The sequence below is a fragment of the Shewanella sp. UCD-KL21 genome, from assembly GCF_001957135.1.
Lineage (GTDB): Bacteria > Pseudomonadota > Gammaproteobacteria > Enterobacterales > Shewanellaceae > Shewanella.
Map to the genome: position 1 here is coordinate 55,073 of NZ_MPHK01000022.1, position 15,635 is coordinate 70,707.

Annotated in this window: 11 protein-coding genes; 5 read left to right on the forward strand and 6 right to left on the reverse strand. The window is 44.2% G+C overall.

What is annotated here, in order from left to right:
• Positions 1 to 34 precede the first annotated feature (34 nt).
• The 3 genes from BM739_RS16785 to BM739_RS20280 all read right to left on the reverse strand — a co-directional run bounded on the left by BM739_RS16785 (position 35) and on the right by BM739_RS20280 (position 2,543).
• Entirely contained in the window at positions 35 to 1,351 is a 1,317-nt protein-coding gene (locus BM739_RS16785) for an ATP-binding protein (RefSeq protein WP_254843572.1), read from the reverse strand.
• A 67-nt stretch (positions 1,352 to 1,418) separates the two neighbouring features.
• Positions 1,419 to 2,096, reverse strand: a complete 678-nt coding sequence (locus BM739_RS16790) for a response regulator transcription factor (RefSeq protein ID WP_076542717.1) — start codon at positions 2,094 to 2,096, stop codon at positions 1,419 to 1,421.
• Positions 2,097 to 2,171: 75 nt separating this feature from the next.
• Positions 2,172 to 2,543 carry a PepSY domain-containing protein gene (locus BM739_RS20280; protein WP_175609545.1) on the reverse strand — a complete coding sequence of 124 codons (372 nt, stop codon included), beginning with the start codon at positions 2,541 to 2,543 and terminating at the stop codon, positions 2,172 to 2,174.
• Positions 2,544 to 2,774: 231 nt separating this feature from the next.
• Here BM739_RS20280 and BM739_RS16800 point away from each other — a divergent pair, with 231 nt between their 5' ends.
• The gene (locus tag BM739_RS16800; RefSeq protein WP_076542719.1) at positions 2,775 to 3,671 is read left to right on the forward strand and encodes a choice-of-anchor H family protein; all 897 of its coding nucleotides are present in this window, start codon (positions 2,775 to 2,777) and stop codon (positions 3,669 to 3,671) included.
• 141 nt (positions 3,672 to 3,812) lie between these two features.
• Here BM739_RS16800 and xseA read toward each other — a convergent pair whose 3' ends face one another.
• Positions 3,813 to 5,141: an exodeoxyribonuclease VII large subunit gene (xseA, locus tag BM739_RS16805; protein ID WP_076542721.1), complete on the reverse strand. Its 1,329-nt coding sequence runs from the start codon at positions 5,139 to 5,141 to the stop codon at positions 3,813 to 3,815.
• Between the two features lie 121 nt (positions 5,142 to 5,262).
• On the opposite strand from xseA, the gene guaB reads away from it, so the two are divergent.
• The 3 genes from guaB to tadA all read left to right on the forward strand — a co-directional run bounded on the left by guaB (position 5,263) and on the right by tadA (position 9,262).
• Positions 5,263 to 6,735 carry an IMP dehydrogenase gene (gene guaB, locus BM739_RS16810; protein ID WP_076542723.1) on the forward strand — a complete coding sequence of 491 codons (1,473 nt, stop codon included), beginning with the start codon at positions 5,263 to 5,265 and terminating at the stop codon, positions 6,733 to 6,735.
• 104 nt (positions 6,736 to 6,839) lie between these two features.
• On the forward strand, positions 6,840 to 8,417 hold the full coding sequence (gene guaA, locus BM739_RS16815) for a glutamine-hydrolyzing GMP synthase (protein WP_076542725.1): 1,578 nt from the start codon (positions 6,840 to 6,842) through the stop codon (positions 8,415 to 8,417).
• 182 nt (positions 8,418 to 8,599) lie between these two features.
• On the forward strand, positions 8,600 to 9,262 hold the full coding sequence (gene tadA / locus BM739_RS16820) for a tRNA adenosine(34) deaminase TadA (RefSeq protein ID WP_083698204.1): 663 nt from the start codon (positions 8,600 to 8,602) through the stop codon (positions 9,260 to 9,262).
• 272 nt (positions 9,263 to 9,534) lie between these two features.
• On the opposite strand, the gene mltF is transcribed toward tadA, so the two are convergent.
• A complete protein-coding gene (mltF, locus tag BM739_RS16825; protein WP_076542742.1) occupies positions 9,535 to 10,992 on the reverse strand; it encodes a membrane-bound lytic murein transglycosylase MltF in 1,458 nt (485 codons plus the stop codon).
• A 369-nt stretch (positions 10,993 to 11,361) separates the two neighbouring features.
• On the opposite strand from mltF, the gene purL reads away from it, so the two are divergent.
• Positions 11,362 to 15,243, forward strand: coding sequence for a phosphoribosylformylglycinamidine synthase (gene purL / locus BM739_RS16830; protein WP_076542745.1), 3,882 nt, complete (start codon positions 11,362 to 11,364; stop codon positions 15,241 to 15,243).
• 111 nt (positions 15,244 to 15,354) lie between these two features.
• Here the strand turns inward: purL and BM739_RS16835 are convergent.
• On the reverse strand, positions 15,355 to 15,635 hold a 281-nt coding region (locus BM739_RS16835), incomplete at its 5' end, for a transposase (RefSeq protein ID WP_139326905.1).

Consider the following 15,635-nt stretch of genomic DNA (forward strand, 5'->3'; position numbering starts at 1 on the left):
TATTTTGAGTTAATTAAGCCGTTAATGGTAAAAGCTAGTCATTAAATGTGATGGTGAATTTAGCGCCGCCATAAGTGTCAGAGGCACCAACGCTTAATTGCCCCTGATAACTTTCGACAATATCACGCACTATGGCTAAACCAATACCGTGACCTTGTTGGTAGGTATCGGCTCTGATGCCACGTTCAAAAATACCTTGCTGCTGCTCTGAGCTTAGGCCCTTGCCGTCATCTTCAATGATAAAGTGTAATTGGTTATCGGTTTGCATTACGCTAAGGCAAACTTGGGCCTTAGCGGCTTTACAGGCGTTGTCTAACAGGTTGCCAAGCATTTCACTTAAGTCTGCTTCTTCGCCTTTAAATAGCATGTTGGCTTGGGCTTGGTAATCGATATCAAGGTGTTGCTGTTGGTATATTTTACTTAAGGTTCTGATTAACTTGCTGGCGACATCATCCACTTTAACCCCTAAATGCCAAGGCTTATTACCGCTAGTTTTGGCTTTATTGAGCTGATAGCTAATGATGTTATTGATATTGCTGGCTTGCTCTTTCGAGTCGGCACTTAAGTCTTTTTGGCTTTGCAGCACAGCTAGCGGGGTTTTTAAACTATGGGCTAGATCGGCTAAGGCATTTTTATAACGCTGCCTTTGCTGTTGCTCGGTTTTTAATAGCACATTGAGCTGTTTTGCCACCGCGTTGAGCTCTATAGGGTAGTTTTGTTCAATGCGAGTTTGCTCACCTTGCTCGACTAACGTGAGCTCTTGGGTAAATCGGTTTAACGGTTTTAATGTCCACAGCAACCATATGGCCTGTATCAAGGCTAGTACCACCATTAACACTGCTAACCATGTCCATAGGGTGTTGCTAAACTCACTAATTTGCCTTTGAAAATCGGCGTCATCTTTAATGATATGAACCGTTATTTGCATCGGTTTTTCATCTGTTTCAAAAGAAACAGTAAAACTATATACCACATGATTATTGGGTTCATGGCTAATGTCATCATCAAACAATATTTGAGTGAGCTTGCCTTCGCCCATGGCCGGTATTGGCAGTTGAGGCAGGGTAAAGCCTAAAAAAGATTCTGATGACCATACTTCATTAACGCCTGAGGCTGAATTTGAAGTGATAAGTGCATACAAACCCGAGCCGATGATATTAAATTGATTTTCCAATAAATAATTGGGCATTACCACTTTATCATCTTTAACTTCAGCCACTGCTAGCACCGAATACACATAGGCTTTTAACTGGTTATTAATCGATTGGGCAATTTGATGTTTAAAGGCGTTATTAACCGCTACGCCAATGAGCGGTAGTAACACCACAATTAACACTAAGCCACTGAGCATCAACCTTACTTTTAAGGAGTTAAAGAGCGCGAGTCGAGGCAAAGTTAATGGCTTTTTCATCACAAGGTTATTTACTTAACTGGCGTAAGCGATAGCCTTGGCCGCGCAAGGTTTCAATTAATTTATATTGGTTATCAGGGTCGAGCTTTTTACGTAAGCGGCGGATAAACACTTCAATGACGTTAGAATCCAAGTCAAAATCTTGATCGTAAATATGTTCAATTAAGGTGGGTTTAGAAATCACTTCACCTTGATGCATCATAAAATATTCAAACAGTTTGAACTCTGAGCTACTTAAAATCACCGACTGCTGCAAATGCGTTAACGCTAAGGTGCGGGTATTAAGGCTAAAAGGGCCATTGCTGATTACTGGGCTTGCTTGCCCTGCAGAGCGGCGGATTAATGCATTGAGACGGGCAACTAATTCTTCTGGCTGAAAAGGTTTGGTGAGGTAATCATCTGCGCCAGAATCTAACCCCAGTACTTTATCTTGCCAGCCATCTCTGGCGGTTAAAATCAAAATAGGATAATCAATTTGTTTGTCACGTAATTGGGTGATTAAGCTCAGGCCATCAATTTTAGGTAACCCCACATCGATGATCGCGGCATCATATTGATACTCTGTGGCTTGAAACAATCCGTCTTCGCCATCAGATGAAATATCAACACTGTAATTAGCCCCTTGAAGGTGCTCAGTGAGATTGCGTTGTAAGCCTAAATCATCTTCAACTAATAATATTCTCATGGCTAGCCTCTTGAATTTAGTTGCTAAAAATTAAGCTTTGGCAACGATGGCGGTTAAAGCGATTACAGTTAAACATTAGTTTCTTGACACTGAGCCTGAACGGGCATTGACGGTGGCGTAAAACACCATGCCTTTATTTGACAGTAGTTTTACTCGATAGCCAGGAGAGCCGTTCACTGAGGTGGATTGCACCGACAGCACTTTAGCCGAGTAGTGTCTCTTGGCCAGTTGCGCAGCCTGCTGAGAGCTATTAACCGCTAACTTTTTCGACTGATTACGTGTTTTTTGATTGGGCGCATGTTGATTAGGTGCTTGATAAGCACGCTGATGGATGCCTTGTTGATTCCAATGGCTCGAAACTGGCGCAGCCTGAACCAACCCGATACTGAGAAAACTCAATATTAAGATAGCCAGCGGAATGCGTAATTTCGTTGTTACTTTGCTCATTTGCCAAGTCCAGTTGAATATTTATCTTTGAAATCAGTCATCAGTGTAAAAGATCTGCTGCAATATAGAAATAGCGTTTCGCTATCAAAATTGTTCATCTCGCAGCAGTTGTTTTAATCATTATCCAATGGCGTTGATGAATTCTAGCTGAACGTGTTCAGCTTATATTCATTTTCAATGCACTTAAATAGAAAGCAGGTTTAATCAAGCGCATTAAAACAAGGATTGATTATGATGACTTTATCTATTTCAAAATGGTCGCTGACGACAGCAGTGCTTTTATCGATGAGCGGGTTTATGCACGCAGCTATCGCCTCTGATGCGGCAGCTTTATCAACTGAAGCAAAAGTGCGAGTGAGCAGCGAAGGGCGACAATTAACGGCCTCAGAAAAGCCAAATCAAGTGACGGTTGACCCGCAGCGTATTAACGCATTGATGAATCATGCCAAGCAGCTTGAGCCTGCGCGAGCTGTTGAGCGTTCAGAGCGTATCAAGCAGTTATCGCAGTCATCACAGTTATCGAAACAAACCACATCACAAGCTGCGCCTAAAAATACCCTAAGCAATAATGCCATAAACAATACTGCCTCTATGGCATATGTGCAGCCGGGGCTTAGGGATTTTACGATTTATCAGGCCTATAGCCATTTATATGATGATTTTGATCAAGATGGTTTTTATCAAACTTTTACCGTGACCTTTGATGCTGATGTTTACGGCTTTAGTGTTGGCGAGCCTGCGAATGTGTATGCCGAATTGTATTTAAGCCGAAATGGCGGTCCGTGGGAGCATTATTACTCTACCGATATCTTTACCATTTATGGTGAAGCTGAAGATGACAGTTATGAGGTGCTAACCACCTTAGCCCAAGGCTACAGAACCGATTATTACGACGTACTGATTGATTTATATGAGGTGGGTTATGAGGATATTGTTGCCACCATCAGTAGTGAAGAGGCTGATAGCTTATATGCCTTACCGCTGGAAAGTAGTGATAGAGATACGGTTTATATTGAAGAAGAAATCATAGAAACAGAAGTGATTGTTAGTGGCGGTAGCACCTCAGGTGTCATGTTAATTGTAGCTATAGGTTTGCTCATAATGAGAAGAAAAAGTATGACGTCATGAGCCTATTAACCTCAACGACGATTCTTATTCAAAGAGGTCGTTGAGGGTAATCAATTTATTGCACTATTTTTATTTAGCCATTTATTTAACTATTTACTTAACTATTTACTTAACTATTTACTTAACTATTTACTTAACTATTTACTTAACTAGGGACTCAATCTCACCATGATGTAGCTGAGTAACCAGTAAGTCACCTGAGCTGACTTGGCTCGCATCTTCAACCACCTTGCCATCACTGTCTTTAGTAATACTGTAACCACGGCTTAAAGTGGCTAACGGGCTTACGGTTTCCAGTTTATGGGCGCAGTAACTGAGTTGCTTACTGGCGTTATCAACTCGGATTTTCATCGCTTCATTTAAGCGATTACTTAGATAAGTCATTTTGTTTTGCTCAAGCGTTAGCTTGTGCACAGGTGATTGCTGCTGCAAACGACTTTTTAATTGCTGCTGCCTCATTTGGGCGCGGGCCAGTTTGTGCTGCAACGCAGATTCAAGTTTTAACTGCATTTCATCAAAACGTTGCTCAAGCTGTTGTAGCTGCCTTTTAGGATCTTGTCTTTGCAGCTGGTGGCTAAGCTCTGCTAACTGAGTGCTTTGATGCAATATGTAATGGCGATAGGCTTGCCTTAAACGCGCGAAAGTTGCAGTCAATTTTTGGCTTTTATTGCCTTTATCATCGGATAACAACTCAGCCCCAGCTGAAGGCGTTGGCGCTCTTACATCAGCCACATAGTCACTGATGGTGGTATCAATTTCATGGCCCACAGCGCTCACTACGGGCAATGCACTGTTATAAATCGCGTGGGCTAAGTCTTCATCGTTAAAGCACCATAAATCTTCTAGTGAACCGCCGCCACGGGTGAGTAGCAGCACATCAACCTCAAGACGTTTGTTGGCGGTAGCGATGGCATCGATAATTAATTTACTGGCAGTAGCACCTTGTACTTGAGTGGGGTAAATCACCACTTCAATGGACGGATCGCGCCGCGATAACACATGCACTACATCGCGAATGGCAGCGCCAGTGGCAGAGGTAATCACACCTATTCGTTGAATGTTTTTCGGTAAAGGACGCTTAGTTTCTGTTGCAAATAAGCCTTCCGCGGCTAATTTGAGCTTAAGCGCCTCATATTGCTGTGCCAGCAAACCATCACCCGCAGGCAACATCGACTCTAATAGTAATTGATAATCGCCGCGGGGCTCGTAAACACTGATGGCGCCTTTAACTAAAACCTGTTGTCCATTAATTGGTCTAAAGGCGACTGATTGATTACGACCTTTAAACATCGCACAACGAATTTGTGAGCGACTGTCCTTTAAAGTCATATACCAATGACCTGAATTTGGGGAAACAAAGTTCGAGATTTCGGCCTTTAGCCAGACCTTACCAAGCTCTCCTTCAAGCAGCTGGCGGACTTCACCGTTTAATCGCGAAACGGAGTAAACATTATTTTTTGAGCTTTTCATCAATTTAGGCCACCCAATCGGAACTTTTGACTATTTTCCATTTACCAACCCCAATATGCAAGGTATAATCCCGCCGCAATATTTACCCTTTCTAAACCCTACACTTTCTGGGAGATGTTGCATGTTAAGATTAAGAAATGACGCACTAACATTTGATGATGTACTACTGGTGCCTGCTCACTCAACCGTCCTCCCAAATACCGCTGTTCTCAAAACACGTCTGACTAGAAAAATAGAATTAAACACCCCAATTGTCTCTGCAGCTATGGATACCGTAACTGAAGCTCGCTTAGCGATCGCGATGGCACAAGAAGGTGGTTTAGGTTTTATTCATAAAAATATGACCATTGAACAGCAAGCTGAAGAAGTTCGTAAAGTTAAAATTTACGAAGCGGGTATTGTTCAGCAACCCGTCACGGTAAACCCTTCAACAACCTTAGCAGACGTTAAGCAATTAACAGAGCGCAATGGTTTTGCTGGTTACCCAGTGGTTAATGACGCAAGTGAACTTGTGGGCATTATTACTGGCCGTGATGTACGTTTCGTTACTGACTGGACCATGACCGTTGAACAAGTCATGACCCCAAAAGATCGTCTTGTGACGGTTCAAGAAGGCACTAAGTTAGATGAAGTACAAACATTAATGCATTCTCACCGCGTTGAGAAAGTGCTAGTGGTTGATGCTAACTTCAAGCTAAAAGGCCTTATCACAGTTAAAGATTTCCAAAAAGCTGAACGTAAACCAAATGCATGTAAAGACGAGTTAGGTCGTTTACGTGTAGGTGCCGCAGTAGGCGCAGGTGCTGGTAACGAAGAGCGTATTGCTGCATTGGTTAAAGCCGGTGTTGACGTACTCTTGATTGACTCATCACATGGTCACTCAGAAGGCGTTTTGCAACGTATTCGGGATACACGCGCATCATTCCCTGATTTACAAATTGTTGGCGGTAACGTTGCAACAGCTGAAGGCGCATTAGCCTTAGTTGAAGCTGGCGTTGATGCGGTTAAAGTGGGTATTGGCCCTGGGTCAATCTGTACCACGCGTATCGTAACCGGTGTGGGTGTGCCGCAAATTACTGCAGTATCTGACGCTGCAGCGGCAGTTAAGCATCTTGATATTCCGGTTATTGCCGATGGCGGTATTCGTTTTTCAGGTGATTTAGCAAAAGCCTTAGCAGCAGGTGCATCTTGTATCATGGCAGGTTCAATGTTCGCAGGTACTGATGAAGCGCCGGGCGAAACTGAGCTATACAATGGCCGTGCTTATAAGTCATACCGCGGTATGGGCTCTTTAGGCGCTATGACCCAAACTCAAGGTTCATCAGATCGCTATTTCCAAAGTGACAATGCCGCTGACAAATTAGTACCAGAAGGTATTGAAGGCCGCGTTGCTTACAAAGGTAAACTGAAAGAGATTATTCACCAGCATATGGGCGGCTTACGTTCATGTATGGGTCTTACTGGTTGTGCCACCATTAAAGAATTAAATGAAAAAGCCGAGTTCGTTAAAATTACTTCAGCAGGCATGGGCGAGTCTCATGTGCACGATGTCACCATCAGTAAAGAAGCGCCGAACTATCGTAGCGGCACTTAATCATTAAATAAGGCGCTCATTCAGTTGAGCGCCTTTTTTTCAATTTCAATCAGTAGATGAAATTGAAGTACACCTACTAGATCAAACCAGATATAAGGTAACCCATGAGCAACATTCATGAGCATAAAATCCTGATCCTAGATTTTGGATCGCAATACACGCAGTTAATCGCCCGCCGTATTCGTGAAATCGGTGTTTATTGTGAGCTTTGGGCTTGGGATGTATCTGAAGAGCAAATTAAAGGTTTTGCTCCTAACGGCATCATTTTAGCCGGTGGCCCTGAAAGCGTTACCGCTGCTAACTCACCACGGGCACCAGAATATGTGTTCAATGCTGGCGTACCTGTTTTAGGTATTTGTTACGGCATGCAAACCATGTCTGAGCAGCTTGGCGGTAAAGTGATCCAAGGTGTTGGCGAAGGCGAGTTCGGTTACGCGCAGGTTGAACTGCAAACAGAATCAGCCTTATTCAAAAGCATTGAAGATGCCATCAGTGAAACAGGCAAGCCATTACTGGATGTATGGATGAGCCACGGCGATAAAGTATCTGAAATCCCTGAAGGTTTTGTTACTGTCGCTAAAACTGACACTTGCCCATATGCTGCGATGGCCAATGAAGATAAGCATTTCTACGGGGTGCAATTTCACCCAGAAGTGACCCACACTCGTCAAGGTAAGCGCATGCTTGAGCATTTCGCTTTAGAGATCTGTGGTTGTCCTGCCAACTGGAAACCATCATCAATTATTGAAGATGCTATTGAAAAACTTAAAAAACAAATTGGTAACGATGAAGTAATTTTAGGTTTGTCAGGTGGTGTAGATTCATCGGTTGTGGCCATGCTATTACACCGCGCTATTGGCGACAAACTGACCTGCGTATTTGTTGATAACGGTCTGCTGCGTTTAAACGAAGCCAACCAAGTCATGGAAATGTTTGGCGATCACTTCGGACTGAATATTGTCCACGTTAATGCTGAGCACCGTTTCTTAGAGCAAATGGCTGGCGAAGCAGAGCCAGAAGCTAAACGTAAAATCATTGGCCGCGTTTTCGTTGAGATTTTCGATGAAGAGTCAAAGAAATGCGTTAATGCAAAATGGTTAGCACAAGGCACGATTTACCCAGATGTGATTGAATCAGCAGGCAGCGCCACAGGCAAAGCCCATGTGATTAAGTCGCACCATAACGTTGGCGGCTTGCCAGATGATATGGAAATGGGGCTAGTTGAGCCATTACGTGAGTTGTTTAAAGATGAAGTGCGTAAAATTGGTTTAGAGCTTGGTCTGCCATACGACATGCTTTACCGTCATCCGTTCCCTGGACCGGGTCTGGGTGTGCGTGTTTTAGGTGAAGTGAAAAAAGAATACTGTGACTTACTGCGTTTAGCGGATGCTATCTTCATTGAAGAGCTGCACAAAGCCGACCTTTACAACAAAGTCAGCCAAGCATTTACCGTATTCCTACCCGTTCGCTCTGTCGGGGTTATGGGCGATGGTCGTAAATATGATTGGGTAGTATCGCTGCGCGCAGTTGAAACTATCGACTTTATGACAGCCCACTGGGCACATTTACCTTATGACTTCCTAGGTCGTGTATCTAACCGCATTATTAATGAAATCGATGGTATTTCACGTGTGGTTTACGATATTTCAGGTAAGCCACCGGCAACCATTGAATGGGAATAACCCATTTAGATATTGCTGAATAAACAAAAAGGCGCTTCGGCGTCTTTTTTGTTTTAAACTATCTCACTCAATCCAATTCAATCTAACTCAATCCAATTCAATCTAACTGTTTTACAGCTATTTTTATTGCGATTGTTTTACAACTTTTTTATAACTAAAGCTTTATCAAATATCGAGCCCCCATGCCAACATCTACTGACATTGCAGGTCCTATCATTGATGCAAATCTTGAAACCAAGCCTGAAACTGAGCCTAGCCCTGAGCTAGTGAATAAGCAGATCAATCAACTCGGTCAATTAGTTGAAACCGAGCTGACCGCTGAACAAACAGCTATTGATGAAAAGTGGATGCGAGTGGCAATGGAGCAAGCTAGGTTAGCAGAAGCCAAAGGTGAGGTGCCCGTGGGCGCAGTCTTGGTTAAAGATGATGAGTTGCTTGCTAGTGGCTTTAATTTAAGTATTTGCGAGCATAACCCCACCGCCCATGCTGAAATTGAATGTATTCGCGCCGCAGGGCAGGTGCTTGAAAACTACCGCATGTTAGACACCACCTTGTATGTCACCCTAGAGCCTTGCTCCATGTGCGCTGGCGCTATGGTGCATAGCCGAATAAAACGACTGGTATTTGGCGCAGACGATTTAAAAACCGGCGCCGCTGGCAGTGTGGTTAATTTAGTTCAGCATGCTGATTTTAATCATCAGCTAGAGGTGACGTCTGGGGTATTAGCGAGCGAGTGTGCAGGGCAATTAAGTGCTTTTTTTAAACGCCGCAGAGAAGAAAAAAAAGCACTTAAAAAGTTACTGAAACAGCAATCAGACTTGTTGCTGCAAAAAGGCGAAAAATAATTTCTGGCGGTTAAGCATTTTACGTTGTTTAAGCTTGATAGCATTACGACGACGAGCACTGTTATTAGTATTTCTTCTCATGTTAAGCCTTACTACATTGGTGAGGTTTTATATTAGTTAAAGCGAGCATAAATAACGTTCGAAAACAAACCATCGCTGCCCGGTTCACTGCAAATCTAAAATGGGTTTAGCAACAATCCTCATTTGCTTACTAGCAAAAAATGACGCTTAAAAAGTTACCCTAGACAGTGTAAAGCCAGTAAGTGACGTTTTTATTGCGCCGCTGATTTTACAATATCTTCGGGATTTTTATCATCATTGGCTGAAGTCTTAGCTTGGCCTGTGGTGTCATTTTCTGCTTGTTGCTGCATAAGTTCAAGCTGTTTATTTTGACTATCGACCCACACTAAGGTGTCGTAATATCGGCGGATGTTTTCCACATAATGAACCGCTTCATTACCGCGGGCATAACCATAACGAGTATGTTGATAATATTTGCGTTGTTGCAGCAGTGGCAAGACCTCTTTGACATCTCGCCATGCACTGGGATCTTTACCCATACCTTGGGCTATTTTGCGGGCATCTTCCACATGGCCTAAACCCACATTATAGGAGGCAAGGGCAAACCAAATACGCTGGCTGTCAGGGATTGATGCTGGCAAACGGTCGATCATTTTTTGCAAATAAATGGCGCCGCCGCGAATGCTTTGTTCAGCATCGAGGCGGTTATCCACGCCCACAGAGCTTGCAGTTGGCTGGGTGAGCATCATCATGCCGCGAACGCCTGTGGGTGAGCGCGCTTTTGGGTTCCAATGGGACTCTTGATAACCAGCTGCGGCCACTTTACGCCAGTCGAGATCGCCTGCATGCTTTTCAAATAAGGCTTGGTATTCAGGTAGCACATTATCAATAGCGCGAATAAACGCGCGGGTATCAACATAGTCAAAGCGCTTAACATGGCCAAAATACTTTTCATTTAAATGCTCAAGGGTGCCATTACGTTTTTGCTGATGCCAAAACGACAATAACGAGCCCATTAAGCGGTCGCTGCCATTGGGGCGCAATAACCATACAACGTCAGTTTTATCATCTAAGACAATACTGCCCCGTAATTCAGGTAAATAGCGCTGATTTATTCGCAGACTTTTAGAGTCAGCCACCGTATAAAGCAACTCGCCTTTCGCCACCAAAGAAAACAACTCTTCGTTATCTTTGTCATACACTTGCTGCCATTTAAGCTTTGGGTGTGATTGCTGCAAGCTGGTTAATGTATCCACCGCTGCTGACTCAGAGATGACATAAATATCACCGTTCAGATTATCAAGATCTCTGGGCTTTTGAGTGCCGGTTTTATAAATCAATACTTGATTGACCTCATATAAAGCTGGCCCCAGTAAAAATTGTTCACGGCGGTTTTGGGTGGTAGTAATTGCGGCGGCAACAATATCAATTTCATCATTTCGCAGCGCGGCAAATAATTGCTGCCTGTGGGTGTAGGGCACCATTTCTAATGGCACATCAAGATATGCTGCAAACTTTGCCGCCATTTCATAATCAAAACCACTCTCGCCTTGATCTGAGTTGAGGTAGGTTTGCGAGCCGTAAAGCGTCCCTACCTTTAAAACGGTACGTTTGGGGGAGGTTTCAACAAGTTCAGTGACTTCAAACCTCGATGGCTCACAGGCCACCAGTAAAAAGCTGAATGAAATAATCGTTAAAAGTTTGGTCATATCCATCTGTAAGCTATTGGTATTAGGGGCTGTGCACTATTAAATGTTGGACCTGAAAATATAATACCGTTTTAAAAAATGTCAGCGCTTTAGATATTTTAGCAGTAGTTTGCTATTTCACCTAGAAACCGGCTCAGGCTGATTAAAATATACGGTTGAATTAATTAAAGAAAACCAAATGATAAATGGCTTTTAATTGCGAATTAACGCTTAAATTTTAAGCGCTTTAATCTGTTATTTAAATTGATTGTTTTCGTTAACGGGAAACACTGTTCTCACGCGCCTTGGTGGGTGATTTATAGGGTGTGATTCCCTATAATAGCGCCAATTCTTACCCTGCCATTATAATTAATAAGGTGAATTGACGTGATTGAGATCATTCGCGGAGCCCCAGCACTTTCAGCTTTTAGAGTTCAAAAGCTTATGGAGGCCTGTGAAACAGCAGCGCTTCCTGTTGAGCAAATTTATGCTGAGTATGTCCATTTAGCCGATTTAAGTGACAAGCTTGATGATAAAGAATATCAGCAACTTGAAACCATTCTAACTTACGGACCTGCAATTGAATCTCATGCTCCAGAAGGATCATTGATATTTGTAACACCTCGCCCTGGAACGATTTCTCCTTGGTCATCTAAAGCAACCGACATCGCCCAAAATTGTGGTTTAGGCAAAGTAAAACGCCTAGAACGCGGTATTGCCTACTATGTTGCAGGCGCATCATTAACAGCGCAGCAGCTAGAGCAAGTTAAAGGCTTAATCCACGACCGTATGGTTGAAGTGATTTTACCTGAATTTGCTGCAGCATCAGTGCTGTTTGAACGCACTGAGCCGCTACCGTTCAAGAGTATTAATATTCTTGCTGAAGGTCGCCGCGCCCTTGAAGTGGCAAACGTGCAATTAGGCCTAGCGTTAGCAGAAGATGAAATCGACTACTTAGTTGATAACTTTGTGCGCTTAAACCGTAACCCTAACGACATCGAGCTAATGATGTTTGCTCAGGCAAACTCAGAGCATTGTCGTCATAAGATTTTCAATGCAGATTGGACTATCGATGGTGAAGTTCAGCCTAAATCATTGTTCAAAATGATTAAGAACACCTTCGAAGTCACCCCAGACAACGTGTTATCAGCGTATAAAGATAATGCCGCGGTCATGACCGGCTCAGTTGCGGGTCGATTCTTCCCTGATCAAGATGGCGTTTATAACTATCACACCGAGCCAATGCACGTGTTGATGAAGGTTGAAACCCATAACCACCCAACAGCAATTAGCCCTTATCCGGGCGCTGCAACAGGATCAGGCGGTGAGATCCGTGATGAAGGCGCAACCGGTCGTGGCTCAAAACCTAAAGCAGGTTTAACAGGCTTTAGCGTATCAAACCTTAAAATCCCAGGCTTTGTGCAGCCATGGGAAGGCGACTACGGCAAACCTAGCCGTATTGTAACGCCACTTGAAATTATGACTGAAGGCCCATTAGGCGGCGCAGCATTTAACAACGAATTTGGTCGTCCAGCCCTTGTGGGTTACTTCCGTACTTACGAGCAAGAAGTATCAAGCCATAACGGTGTTGAAGTACGCGGTTACCACAAACCTATTATGTTAGCTGGTGGCTTAGGCAACATCCGTGAAGACCATGTTCAAAAAGGCGAAATCACCGTTGGCGCTAAGCTAATTGTACTTGGCGGCCCTGCAATGAACATTGGTTTAGGCGGCGGCGCGGCGTCATCAATGGCATCAGGTCAATCAAGTGAAGATTTAGATTTTGCTTCAGTACAACGTGAAAATCCAGAAATGGAACGTCGTTGTCAGGAAGTGATCGATCGCTGCTGGCAGATGGGGGATGACAACCCAATTCAATTTATCCACGATGTGGGCGCGGGCGGTTTATCAAATGCCTTCCCTGAGCTGGTGAATGATGCTGACCGTGGCGCACTGTTTAATTTACGTAACGTGCCATCAGATGAGCCGGGCATGAGCCCACTTGAGATCTGGTGTAACGAATCTCAAGAACGTTATGTAATGTCAGTGGCACCTGAAAACTTAGACACTTTCAAGAAAATTTGTGAGCGTGAACGTGCGCCGTTTTCTGTGGTAGGTGATGCGACTGAAGAGCAGCACCTTACCCTTGAAGATAGCCACTTTGACAACAAGCCAATTGATTTACCCCTTGAGGTTTTATTAGGTAAAGCACCTAAAATGAGCCGCGATGTGGTTACTGCTAATGCTGAGTTCCCAGCGCTTGAAACCGCTAATATCGACCTTAAAGAAGCAGTATCGCGCATCTTGCATTTACCAACCGTGGCCGATAAGTCTTTCCTTATCACCATTGGTGATCGCTCGGTAACCGGTTTAGTTAACCGCGACCAAATGGTTGGCCCTTGGCAGGTACCTGTTGCTGATTGCGCCGTAACTGCAGCAAGTTATGACAGCTACGCCGGTGAAGCCATGTCGATTGGTGAACGTACCCCATTAGCATTACTTGATTTTGGCGCTTCTGCTCGTATGGCCGTTGCTGAATCAATCTTAAACATTGCGGGTACTGATATTGGTTCATTCAAAAATATCAAATTATCAGCTAACTGGATGTCGGCAGCAGGTCACCCTGGTGAAGATGCCGGTCTTTACGAAGCAGTAAAAGCAGTCGGTGAAGAGCTTTGTCCTGAGCTTGAGTTAACTATTCCAGTGGGTAAAGACTCAATGTCGATGAAAACCGCGTGGAATGAAGCCGGTGAAGATAAAGCCGTTACTTCACCAATGTCGCTGGTTATCACCGCATTTGGTGTGGTTAAAGACATTCGCAACACAGTGACGCCAGAGCTTCGCACAAATAAAGGCGATACAGAGCTGTTACTGATTGATTTGGCCAATGGTCAAAACCGTTTAGGCGGTTCTTGTTTAGCGCAAGTTTACAGCCAGTTAGGTGATGTGGCGCCAGACTTAGATGATGCTGCAAGTTTACGTGGCTTCTTTGAAGTGATTCAGCCGTTAGTGGCTGAGCAAAAAGTCATTGCTTATCATGACCGCAGTGATGGTGGTTTATTCACTACACTAGTGGAAATGGCCTTTGCGGGTAATACCGGTCTAAATATCGATTTAGCAGCACTTAAAGGCACAGACCTTGAGCGTTTGTTTAATGAAGAATTAGGCGCGGTGATTCAGGTATCTAAAGCTGACTCAGCTAATATTCAAGCTCAGTTTGCCGCAGTAGGCGTGTCTTGCCAATATGTTGCCAAGCTAACCCAAGATGATCAAATCACTATTGTTGACGCTGAGCGTGCCGTATTTAGTGACAGCCGCGTAGCACTGCGCACCATGTGGTCTGAAACCACTTACCGCATGCAGGCATTACGTGATAACCCAGCTTGTGCCAAAGAAGAGTTTGAGCTTAAACAGCAAGCCAATGACCCAGGTCTAACGGTTGATTTAGGCTTTAACCCAAGTGAAGACGTTGCCGCGCCATTTATCTTAAAAGGTGTTGCACCTAAGATGGCGATTATACGTGAGCAAGGGGTTAACTCCCACGTTGAAATGGCAGCCGCATTTGACCGCGCAGGTTTTGAAAGCCGCGATGTGCATATGTCTGACATCTTATCGGGTCGCATCAACCTAGAAGAATTCCAAGGCCTAGTGGCTTGTGGTGGTTTCTCTTACGGTGATGTACTGGGCGCAGGTGAAGGTTGGGCTAAATCGATACTGTTTAATGACCGCGCTCGTAATGAGTTTTCACAGTTCTTTGAACGTGATGGCACATTAGCGTTAGGTGTATGTAACGGTTGTCAGATGTTATCTAACCTGAAAGAAATCATTCCAGGAAGTGAGCATTGGCCACACTTTGTTCGTAACCGCTCTGAGCGTTTTGAAGCACGTGCAAGTTTGGTTGAAGTACAAAACAGCCCATCAATCTTCTTTGAAGGTATGCAAGGCTCACGTATGCCAATCGCTGTATCACACGGTGAAGGCCGCGCTGAGTTTAAATCTGTTGAAGCACTCGCTGCAGCAGAAGCCTCAGGCACAATCGCACTGCGTTACGTTGATGGTAATGGCGCTATTGCCACCCAATACCCTCAAAACCCCAATGGTTCGCCAAATGCGATTACCGCATTAACCACCACTGATGGCCGAGTAACGATTATGATGCCGCATCCAGAGCGAGTATTCAGAACCGTTGCCAACTCTTGGCACCCAGATGATTGGAGCGAAGATAGCCCATGGATGCGTATGTTCCGTAACGCACGGGTTAAGTTAGGTTAAGCTTCACTTAACCTAGATTAAGTTAACAGCAAAAAGGCGACCATTTGGTCGCCTTTTTATTGGGGAAGTACATTACTTGATTACTTTGTTTCAACGTAAGCGTCCGGTGAACTACGCCTTGCTTAGATTAACGCGCCAGGGTAAAAGGCTATTGAGGTCACAGTTTGGATGGGATAGCTGCTCCAAGCAGTGTTCAATGTAATCGAATGGCGTTAGCCCATTGGCTTTGGCCGTTTCTATGATGCTGTACAAAATAGCACTGGCCTTTGCACCACGATGATTGTGGTTAAACAGCCAATTCTTACGCCCTATCACAAATGGTTTTACTGCGCGTTCTGCACGGTTGTTGTCTATATTGAGTCGGCTGTCTTCTACGTAACGACTGAGCTTTG

Excerpts from the sequence above, each read along its gene's own strand:
- BM739_RS16800 (WP_076542719.1), top strand. The coding sequence starts at position 2,775 with ATGATGACTTTATCTATTTCAAAATGGTCGCTGACGACAGCAGTGCTT.
- xseA (WP_076542721.1), bottom strand. The coding sequence starts at position 5,141 with ATGAAAAGCTCAAAAAATAATGTTTACTCCGTTTCGCGATTAAACGGT.
- tadA (WP_083698204.1), top strand. The coding sequence starts at position 8,600 with ATGCCAACATCTACTGACATTGCAGGTCCTATCATTGATGCAAATCTT.
- guaA (WP_076542725.1), top strand. The coding sequence starts at position 6,840 with ATGAGCAACATTCATGAGCATAAAATCCTGATCCTAGATTTTGGATCG.
- guaB (WP_076542723.1), top strand. The coding sequence starts at position 5,263 with ATGTTAAGATTAAGAAATGACGCACTAACATTTGATGATGTACTACTG.
- mltF (WP_076542742.1), bottom strand. The coding sequence starts at position 10,992 with ATGACCAAACTTTTAACGATTATTTCATTCAGCTTTTTACTGGTGGCC.
- BM739_RS16785 (WP_254843572.1), bottom strand. The coding sequence starts at position 1,351 with ATGCTCAGTGGCTTAGTGTTAATTGTGGTGTTACTACCGCTCATTGGC.
- BM739_RS20280 (WP_175609545.1), bottom strand. The coding sequence starts at position 2,543 with ATGAGCAAAGTAACAACGAAATTACGCATTCCGCTGGCTATCTTAATA.
- BM739_RS16790 (WP_076542717.1), bottom strand. The coding sequence starts at position 2,096 with ATGAGAATATTATTAGTTGAAGATGATTTAGGCTTACAACGCAATCTC.